We start from the raw sequence: 262 nt of genomic DNA, 5'->3' as shown, positions 1-262 counted from the left end.
CCCATAAAAAGATGCATCTGATCTGAATAGCGGCCAAGAATGAGGCTGTATTTTTCGCAATCGGGTCGCAATGCCGCGCCATCGCTTCAAATGGAGGAACGCGTTCTCTATCAGGTGCCGGGCCTTGTAAAGCTCTTTGTCGTACTCACGCTGCTCTTTGCGGTTTTTCTTCGGGGGAATGACCGTTTCCATTCCCTGTTTTTCAGCTTGGGCGAGAATCTCATCCGTGTCGTAGCCCTTGTCCGCCAAAAGCTTTTCCGCC

At 51.5% G+C, this 262-nt stretch carries 1 pseudogene; it reads right to left on the bottom strand.

Annotation, left to right across the window (positions count from 1 at the left end):
* Positions 1–262 (bottom strand): annotated as a pseudogene (locus EII23_RS12810) (transposase); the annotation flags it as partial.

The organism is Desulfovibrio sp. OH1186_COT-070, assembly GCF_003860215.1.
Classification (GTDB): Bacteria; Desulfobacterota; Desulfovibrionia; order Desulfovibrionales; family Desulfovibrionaceae; genus Desulfovibrio.
This window is presented reverse-complemented; position numbering and strand designations above follow the sequence as displayed.